We start from the raw sequence: 9,255 nt of genomic DNA, 5'->3' as shown, positions 1-9,255 counted from the left end.
CTTCGCCGTCACAAACTACTCCCTTCCATGAGTGGCAAAGGAAATTGTTACGACAATTCGGCGGTCGAGAGCTTCTTCAAATCTCTTAAAGCCGAGTTGATCTGGCGAAACACATGGCAAACACGCCGGGATGTCGAGGTCGCGGTGTTCGAATACAGCAACGCTCTCTCATAACCCGCGCAGGCGCCATTCAGCCTTGGATGGCAAATCACCCGTGGCCTTCGAAAAGATCGCCGCCTAAGATGAGCAACACACCGGAACAGAAACGGTGCAGGTCCAGTCCGTTACACCATGCTTTCGTCGTGCTGGTACGATGCAAGAAACTCGCTCGGTGTCTGGGACATGACTTGCCGGAAGGCGTGAGAGAAGGCCGCAGTGCTTGCAAAGCCGGTCTCCCGAGCGACTTGAGCAATGGCCTTGCCTTGCCCGAGTTCCGGAACGGCCCACAGGATGCGGGCGCGCTGACGCCAGGCCTTCAATGTCATTCCGGTCTCCTCCGGAAACCGGCGGCTTGCCGTGCGCACGGAGGTGGCGGCGCGGGACGCCAGTGTCTCGAGCGGCAGGTCATTGCGGTGGTCGGCCAGCGCGATTTCCGCCACCCGCAGCCCGATCTCGCTCGCAGGCATGGGCAGGTAGGTCGGGGCCTGCTCGATGGCCCGAAGCTCGTGCAGGATGAGCTGGAGCATGATCCTGCCCCGCTCCGACGAAATATCGGTCCCCGAAAGTGCATCCAGCAGGCTGCGCAACAGCGGCGATACGGAGGACACGAAATCCCGCGCGGGAAAGCCTTCCGGCGCCGATGCACGCAACGCGGCGGGCGGCCACAGCACCACGAGAAGCTCGGCATCGGTCATGATGTCCAGTCGATGCGGCATCTCCGGCGGAACCCAAGCTGCCAGCTGCGGCGGCAGAAGCCAGACCCCGCCCTCGGTCCGCAGTTGGGCCAGCCCCGAGGCAACGAAGGTCAGCTGCGCCTGATCATGCGCATGCTCAGGCAGAGCTTCCGTCCGCCGTTTCAGGACTCTGTGCAGTGTCACCTTCGGGGGTAAATCTGGCATTTCAGCGATGTCTGTTGGCCACATATCGATGAGGCAACCTGATATCACTCTTGGAACCACAGTCCAAGACGAAAGGCATTATGCAATGCTCACGACATATATCGAAGAATATGGCCCCAAAAGCGTCGTGCATCTATCGGAGGCGGAGCGTCCGGTTCCGCGCGCCGGCGAAGTGCTCGTTCGGGTCCTTGCGGCCGGGGTCAATCCCGTCGACTGGAAAATCCGCAGCGGCGCCGGCGCCCGTATGGGAATGACGCTCCCCATCCGGCTCGGCAGCGAGTATGTCGGGATCGTCGAACAGACCGGAGAAGGCGTCACGAACTTCTCCGCAGGTGATGAGGTTTTCGGGATGGTCAAGACCGGCGCCTTCTCGGAATACCTTACCGTTCCCGCCGTCGATATCGCCCGTAAGCCCGAAGGGCTCGGTCTAAAGGAGGCGGCGGCACTCCCGCTTGCTGGCACCACGGCCTGGCAAGCGATGGTCGACGAGGCCGGCCTTGTAGAGGGCCAGCGCCTGCTGATCACCGGCGCATCCGGTGGTGTGGGAACGCTTGCGGTCCAGCTTGCCAAGGCGGCCGGCGCGCATGTCACCGCCCTTTGCTCGACCCGCAATATCGACCTTGTGCGCGGCTTAGGGGCCGATGAGGTTGTCGATTATACCGCATGCCGCTTCGAAGATTTCGTCCATGACATGGATGTGGTTTTCGACACGGTCGGTGCCGAGACATTCCAGCGAGCCTTCGCAACCCTCCGCCGGGGCGGTGTAATGGTGACCGTCGTGGCTTTCCCGGAAGGGGATGAGGCCGCGCGTTATGGCGTCACGGTGAAACGTTCCTTCACGGCTTCGAACGCCGAGACACTTGGGCGGATCGGCGCACTCGCCGAAGCTGGAAAACTCGTGCCACGCATCGAACGGACATTTGGTCTATCCGAGGTCAAAGATGCCTTGGAGCTGTCCGAGAACGGGCGCGCCCGCGGGAAGATTGTGCTGACGATGTAATGATCCTGCGAAGAGGGCGCAGCGTTCCGAACGGGGAACGGCGGGAGAGCAACGAAGAGGACTAAGGGCGTGTAAAGTCCGCTTGGTCCCGCTGCGCCAACCGTCACCCCGAGACTTTTCTGCAGCATGCCGCGAAAGACCACTTTGGGGAAGCTACATCACAGCAACGATGCAACATCGATCGTCGGCCTAGGGCCGTCTGTTACGACGGCCCAAGGCCTTCAGATTTCTACCGCCTCTGCGATGATCAGCGCATCTTCGAGCTCAACGCCGAGATATCGCACCGTGCTATCCATTTTCGTATGGCCCAACAAAAGCTGAACCGCGCGCAGGTTGCCGGTTTTGCGGTATATCTGCGCTACCTTGGTCCGCCGCATGGAGTGGGTGCCATATGCGCTCGGCTCTAGGCCGATTGAGGTCACCCATTCACGCACCAGGCGAGCGTATGGCCTCGTAGAAATATGAAGGCGCTCGTGGAAGCGGCCCGGCCACAAATGTTCCGATCCGATCATCAAGGGATCCTCGAGCCAAGCCGCGACAGCCTTTCGCGTTCCCTCAGTGATCTCGAAGCTGACCGGTTTACGCGTCTTGCTCTGGACGATTGAAGCGCGGTGCTTGACCTGTCAGGCAGCATAGACGTCAGCGACCCTCAGTTTTACCAGATCGCAGCCCCGCAACTTGCTGTCGATGGCAAGATTGAATAGCGCCAGCTCTCGGATTTTTTGCCCGATTTCAAGGCGAACCCAGATCGCCCATACGTGTTTCGGTGCAAGCGGTCGCTTCTGGCCGACGATCCGCCCCTTGTTCCAAGCTGGGCGACATGCACGAATGGCAGGCAGGTTTGTATTTGGCATAGTGATTACTCCCATCCACCACGCCCACCACGTCCTCGGCAGCTCGCCGATACCCGATCATACCACACGCGCCGCGCTTAAAGGCGATCAAGTTGAACCAAACATGCCGCACTGCCGCATGACCGCTTCGAGCCCAAAATGACGGATGCGGCACCGGATTTGAATGTCTGCTGTGCTGCATTGGCCTTGGTGGCTTTCAAACTTTAAAGTCTGAAAATTTCTGCGGTATTTTCATGATTTTGCCGAAAACTCCTCTCAAGCCAAAGTTCCGAATTCATTGTTTAGGAATGTGGGCCATGCGAAGTGCGTTTCTGCGAAATCTAGCGAGTCGGTTCAGAAAGCTTCGCGGTAAATATGGTCGGCCCTTCGGTGGAAAGCGGGGGGAAGGCGCAGGATTGCTGCAGGCAATTCTTGCAAACGAAATCGAAGCTCTCGAGGTCGCTGACGCGGCCAAGAATGACACTGGCCCATCTTTGATCCTTAAACCCGTTATCCGGTCTGGACCGCCCGAAGCTGGTTGGTTTGGAGGGGAACCCATGCTTCCCCCACATGTTGAATGGCCCGAGATCGACGGCGTTCCGCTGTGTTTTCTTGCCCAGATCGACCTCGCGAAACTTCCGACGCAGATTTGGTCTGGCCTGGGCCCACGCGAAGGGTTCCTAGTTTTCTTCAATCACCCCAATCGCTGCGACGCCAAAGTGTTGTATGTAAAAGGTGATTTGGCCACGCGCTCGGCTGATGTGCCATTGCCAGATTTTCGCGATCATGGCGCCGCCGCCCCGCGATATCCATATTACAATAAATTCCCGGTCACAGCGATAGAGCACGTCGGTCAAATGCCAGAGCCGATCGGCTGGATACCGGGCCGGTCCAGCAAATTCCCAGCCCCATTTGGGGGCGACAAGGAAGAGCTTGAAGTTGCCAACCCGCAGCAGTTGCCATTCGATGCGACAAGCTTGGACATCATGATTAAGTGCATGTCGGACGAAATCGATTTGCGGCTCAGGCAATGCGCCATCCAGCTTGACAAGGAACCAATGAAAACAGCGCGCCGGAAGTTGCTGTCAGTGCAAACTGAAGCCACCGAGACCCGAAAGGCCTTTGATGAGGCCCTGCGCAACGTCAAAGGTCAGTCTTTTGATCCGGAAAAATGTGCCGCCTTTATCAGAGAAACCGGCTCCCTTCCGTTGACCCATTTCGAGTTGATACGCGGCTCCGACTACAAGGTCACCGACATCAATCCCGTTTTCATGTCCTTGATTGATCCCGAGAAGTCCAACTGGTCAGGCAAGTATCTGCTCAAGTTGAACAACTACCTGTTTGAATGCTTCGTTCGGGAGCCAGACAATATGTCTGCCTTGCATCGCGACCGCATCGAGCAGATATGTGAATTTCGCGCAGCGCATGAAAGCGGGGGTATGTCACACGCACCGCATGGCTTTATCTACACCCCGCACGGACAAGGCTCGGCCAACGAAGTGCTTCTGGAGCTACCCAGCAGCTATTTGACCGGTTGGGTATGGGGCGATTTTTACTCGCTTGTTTTTCTGATCGACCGAAAGGCGCTAGAACGTGGAGAATTTGAAAAGATCATGGTGGATATCACCAACTGATCCGTGCTTGGGCCATCAGCGGCCGTTTGCAATCAACGACGGAATGTCCCCTTCGTCCGCATCAGCGACATTCGACCTAGGGTTTGCAGCGCCAAATTATGAATGAACGCTTCGGGGCATGCGACTTGGTACAGATTTGCGCGTCGGGAGTTGCCAGAAAAATGTTATATACGAAGTGGCCTGCAAACATGCGCAGGACTTCAGCACTCATTTAAAAGCCAGCTCTTGTCTGTAATTTCTCAGCGGCAAGCCCTTCGCGCCGCCAGACTCGTTCGACCCGCTTGTGATTCACACTCCATCCCCCCGCGATCAGTAAGCCGGTAATTTGACGATAGCCGTAGCTTTCATATTGGCGCGCCATCTGGACGATATGAACGGTCAGCAGCGCTTCATCTTGACGCCCCGCAGAAACCTTACGTTGCGTCGAGCGATGCTGCCCTAGGACCTGGCAAGCGCGGCGTTCGGAAACGCCGACTTCTTGCCTGACATGGTTTATACATTGGCGACGGCACGAGGGGCTTAGAAGTTTCCCTGAGCTGCCTCCGTCAAGATCCGCTTGTCGAGCGTCAGCTCTGAAACCGATCGTCTGAGCCGTGAATTCTCTTGCTCCAGATCTTTCAGCCGCTTGATCTGATTGCAGCTCATGCCGCCAAACTCCCGCCGCCATCGATAATAGGTTTGCGGCGTCACATCAATCTGGCGCACTGCATCCGCTATTGGCACGCACTGCCCCCGCAGAATTTCTACTTTTTGAAGCTTACGGAAGATATTTTCCGGCGCCTCTCGTTTCCTTGTCATTATCATACCCATCGGCGATACGCGGTGCTACTTCGCAAAAATGTTGATTACTTAGGCAGAACAAAGTGGCTGCCAGAGGCCGGTCGCTCCCAGCCTTTTGGGCTCAGCGTGAGGAGGCGTCTGCATCCGGCCTCCACGACCACGGTGCTTCCCGCCTCTTAATGCAGCAGCGGGCTGCTTGCCTCTGCCTCCGCCCTCGCCAGCATCCTAGATACATGACGCAGGTTAAGCTGATGCGTATCGGAGAACTGCTCGATTACTTGATAGATCGCGCCCAGAGCAGCCTCGGACAATATTCGTTTTGCACCCTCCCGTTCCGCGAAGGCGATGAGATCGCCCTTGCTCAGTCTGGTAAGGCGCAGGACCTCCAAGCGGCTCAGAAACGGTGCTGAAAGCGGCTCGAGGCTGTTTGAAGTCAGGACCCAACTGATCCAGGACATGTCAAAGCCGATCTGATAATAGGGGCATTTCCACGCCGCTGCGGAAGACGGCTCCAGAAGGGGCAGCAAGCCATCGGTCAGCCCATAGGCCTGCCCCTTGGTCGAAGTCGGGGTCCCAGCCTTCTCGATCTCATCAATCACGACAATCGGATTTGCACAAAGGCTCTGCACGATGGTTTGCAAAGGGCGTCCCGGGAAGGCAGTGCCCCAGCCGCGTTGCGAGCCGTTGACCACAAAGGAGGCTTGCTCGGCCGTACCTTCGATCCCGCAACGCGGAACGTGGAGGTGACGGCTCAACTCTCGGGACCATGCGCTCTTGCCTATCCCGGGTGGGCCATCAAGAAGGACAGGCGGCAGCCGGAAACCGGGCTCACCCGCCCGCACCGAGCGGCGCATCGCTTTCCACAGAAAGTCGGTGGCGGCCGCCATCCAGGGCATCTCGGCATGGATCGCCGCAGCAATCTCATCGGCGCGATGTTCGCTGCCGATGCCGACCAGATCCGCGCCATTCCTGAAGACCTCGAGCGCGCGCCGATCATCCGAACTGAGATGGCTGAGCCCCGAAGCCTTGGTGCGCGCGCCCATCACCCGGCGGGCACGACGCAGCACCTTGTTGCGGTCCTTTTCCGAAAACGGCACGGCGATGAGGTCCTCGTTCCAGCGCAGCTCATCCTCGAAGTCTCCGGGAGCCTTTGGAGACACCCCGTCCTGAAGAGCACGGAGCTTGCGCAGATGCCACTCGAAGCGGCGCTTAAGGGAGAACTCGGTTTCGTCGGGATCGGCGAAGCGGGCATCGATGAACTTGATCTTCGTCATGGAAGTCCTTTCGGGGCATTGCGCCATGCCCTCGAGCAGAGACCTGCAAGAGGGGGATATTGGAAAGAACCCGGCCGGATTTGCCCTAGGGGATGCCGAAAACCCGACAATTCGTCAACGCCGCCGACCAAAGCAGAGCGTTGCTAAGGCGCATCAAAGGCTGCAACTCCGAAAGAATGTTAAGCCATTGCTATAAAAAGACTTTGCGGATCGATGTGCGACTGGTGGTCATTTGGTCTGTGCCGAAATGGACAAATTACCCCAGAAATGGACAATATTTAGTGGGTCAAACACAACTACAACCTATTGTTTTATCAAGAACATTTACTGTGGCCGCAATCGGTGCATGTTGTGCAGCCTTCGATGTTGCGCAAAGCGTAGGAGCCGCAGTTGGAGCAAGGTTCACCGCGCGGGGGGGCGGTGGTGCTCAGGTCAACATGGGGATCGGATTTAAGCCCCAACCCCTCACCTGCGATGAAGTCGATTGCGATCAAATGGCGCTCTATCACGCCGCCGATCGCGGCCAAAATGGAGGGGATGTATTTGCCCTGAATCCAGGCCCCACCCCGCGGATCGAACACGGCCTTCAGCTCTTCGACGACAAAGCTGACATCGCCACCGCGACGGAATACGGCCGAAATCATCCGCGTCAGCGCCACTGTCCAGGCGAAATGTTCCATGTTTTTGGAATTTATAAACACCTCAAATGGGCGCTGCCTGCCACCCTGCACCACATCATTGATAGTGATATAGATCGCATGTTCTGACCCCGGCCATTTAATTTTATAGGTTGAGCCCTGCAACATTGCCGGCCGGTCCAAAGGTTCGCTTAGATAATCAGTCACGGTGCGTGTGCCCGTGTCAGACACCGACAGGACCGAGCCTGTCACATCATTGGGACGATAGGTCGTGCAGCCTTTGCACCCAGCTTCATAGGCCTGCATATAAATGTCTTGAAACGCCGCGAATGAGATATCTTCGGGGCAGTTGATGGTTTTGGAAATTGAACTGTCGATCCAGGTCTGCGCCGCTGCCTGCATTTTTACATGGTCCAGCGGATCCAAAGTCTGTGCATTGACGAAATATTCCGGCAATTCGCCATTGCCAAAACGGTCGCGCCACATCTGGACCGCGTAATCCACAACCTCTTCTTCGCTGCGCGAGCCGTCTTTTTGCAGCAGTTTGCGGGTGTAGCTATGGGCAAAGACAGGTTCGATCCCCGAACTGACATTTCCCGCGTAAAGTGAGATCGTCCCGGTAGGCGCGATTGAGGTCAGCAATGCATTGCGAATGCCGTGCCGACGAACAGCTGCGCGCACATCATCATCCATTTGCATCATCGTGCCCGAAGCCAGGTAAGCGTCGGCATCGAACAGTGGGAACGCGCCCTTCTCACGCGCCAGATCGACTGAGGCGAGATAGGCCGCGCGTGCGATCTGCTTCATCCATGCACGGGTTTGCGCCGCCGCTTCATCTGATCCGTATTTGAGCCCCATCATCAACAGCGCATCGGCCAACCCGGTCACCCCCAGCCCAATCCGGCGTTTGTTGCGCGCCTCGGCCTGTTGTGCAGCCAGTGGAAAACGCGAGGCATCCACCACATTGTCCATCATGCGGATCGCCACGCGCACCAGATCATCCAGCGCATCGGGATCCAGCTGTGCCGCCGCCCCAAAGGGATCCGTGACCAGTCGCGCCAGATTGACCGACCCCAACAGACAGGCGCCATAAGGGGGCAAGGGCTGTTCGCCGCAGGGGTTGGTGGCACAGATCGTCTCGCAATAGGCCAGGTTGTTCATTTGATTGATACGGTCGATAAAAATGACGCCCGGCTCGGCATAATCATAGGTCGCGCGCATAATTTTTTGCCATAAATCACGCGCTTTAACTGTGCGATACACCCGGCCTGCAAATACCAGATCCCAATCGCCATCGGCCTTAACCGCTGCCATGAAAGGGTCACTGATCAATACCGACAGGTTGAACATGCGCAACCGTGCGCTGTCTTGCTTGGCGGTGATGAAATCCTCGATATCCGGGTGATCGCAGCGCATCGTGGCCATCATCGCCCCACGGCGCGACCCTGCAGACATAATCGTGCGGCACATGGAATCCCACACATCCATAAAGGACAACGGACCAGACGCATCAGCGGCCACGCCCAGAACCTCTGCCCCTTTTGGGCGGATGGTCGAGAAATCATAGCCGATCCCGCCCCCTTGCTGCATGGTCAGTGCGGCTTCTTTCAGCATATCAAAGATGCCGGCCATCGAATCCGGCACCGTTCCCATTACAAAGCAATTGAATAAGGTGACAGAGCGGCCGGTCCCTGCCCCCGCCATAATCCGTCCCGCCGGCAGGTATTTGAAATCCTCAAGGGCTGCGTAGAAACGGTCCTCCCACAGTGCGGGATCTTCTTCCACGGATGCCAGATCACGCGCGACGCGGCGCCATGTGTCTTCGACGGTGGCATCAATTGGCGTGCCATCTGCCGCCTTCATGCGATATTTCATATCCCAGATTTGTTCTGCAATAGGGGCGGTAAAACGTGTCATTCTGGGCATCCTTTGCACAGGCAGCAACCAGCAGTGCCAGCGCCCGAAGATAGGGGCGCAGCAAGGATCGGTCAATCGTTGCACCACGCCGCGAGCAGCCTATATAGAGGGCAGCGAAAGG

General features: G+C 57.5%; 7 protein-coding genes and 2 pseudogenes. 3 read left to right on the top strand and 6 right to left on the bottom strand.

The window, feature by feature from the left end; translation table 11 throughout:
• Positions 1-241: pseudogene (locus tag BFP70_RS20420) on the top strand (IS3 family transposase); the annotation flags it as partial.
• A gap of 43 nt (positions 242-284) precedes the next feature.
• Here BFP70_RS20420 and BFP70_RS14795 read toward each other — a convergent pair.
• Positions 285-1,037, bottom strand: coding sequence for a helix-turn-helix transcriptional regulator (locus BFP70_RS14795; RefSeq protein WP_255356726.1), 753 nt, complete (start codon positions 1,035-1,037; stop codon positions 285-287).
• A 106-nt stretch (positions 1,038-1,143) separates the two neighbouring features.
• Here BFP70_RS14795 and BFP70_RS14790 point away from each other — a divergent pair, with 106 nt between their 5' ends.
• Complete coding sequence (locus BFP70_RS14790) at positions 1,144-2,058, top strand: NADP-dependent oxidoreductase (protein WP_066012429.1); 915 nt, start codon at positions 1,144-1,146, stop codon at positions 2,056-2,058.
• 221 nt (positions 2,059-2,279) lie between these two features.
• Here the strand turns inward: BFP70_RS14790 and BFP70_RS14785 are convergent.
• Positions 2,280-2,912: pseudogene (locus BFP70_RS14785) on the bottom strand (tyrosine-type recombinase/integrase).
• 233 nt (positions 2,913-3,145) lie between these two features.
• On the opposite strand from BFP70_RS14785, the gene BFP70_RS14780 reads away from it, so the two are divergent.
• Positions 3,146-4,525, top strand: a complete 1,380-nt coding sequence (locus BFP70_RS14780; protein ID WP_083217539.1) for a DUF1963 domain-containing protein — start codon at positions 3,146-3,148, stop codon at positions 4,523-4,525.
• A 211-nt stretch (positions 4,526-4,736) separates the two neighbouring features.
• On the opposite strand, the gene BFP70_RS21600 is transcribed toward BFP70_RS14780, so the two are convergent.
• From BFP70_RS21600 to BFP70_RS14765, 4 genes are all read right to left on the bottom strand, one after another.
• A complete protein-coding gene (locus BFP70_RS21600; RefSeq protein WP_369820213.1) occupies positions 4,737-4,910 on the bottom strand; it encodes an IS3 family transposase in 174 nt (57 codons plus the stop codon).
• A gap of 134 nt (positions 4,911-5,044) precedes the next feature.
• Positions 5,045-5,335: a transposase gene (locus BFP70_RS21595; RefSeq protein WP_083217537.1), complete on the bottom strand. Its 291-nt coding sequence runs from the start codon at positions 5,333-5,335 to the stop codon at positions 5,045-5,047.
• A gap of 146 nt (positions 5,336-5,481) precedes the next feature.
• Positions 5,482-6,579, bottom strand: coding sequence for an AAA family ATPase (locus BFP70_RS14770; protein ID WP_066012426.1), 1,098 nt, complete (start codon positions 6,577-6,579; stop codon positions 5,482-5,484).
• A 314-nt stretch (positions 6,580-6,893) separates the two neighbouring features.
• The gene (locus tag BFP70_RS14765) at positions 6,894-9,134 is read right to left on the bottom strand and encodes an adenosylcobalamin-dependent ribonucleoside-diphosphate reductase (protein WP_066012425.1); all 2,241 of its coding nucleotides are present in this window, start codon (positions 9,132-9,134) and stop codon (positions 6,894-6,896) included.
• Positions 9,135-9,255: the final 121 nt, after the last annotated feature.

It is taken from the genome of Thioclava sp. SK-1, from assembly GCF_001705665.1.
Lineage (GTDB): Bacteria > Pseudomonadota > Alphaproteobacteria > Rhodobacterales > Rhodobacteraceae > Thioclava.
The sequence above is the reverse complement of the archived record's forward strand: the minus strand, read 5'-3'. Positions and strand labels throughout refer to the sequence as shown.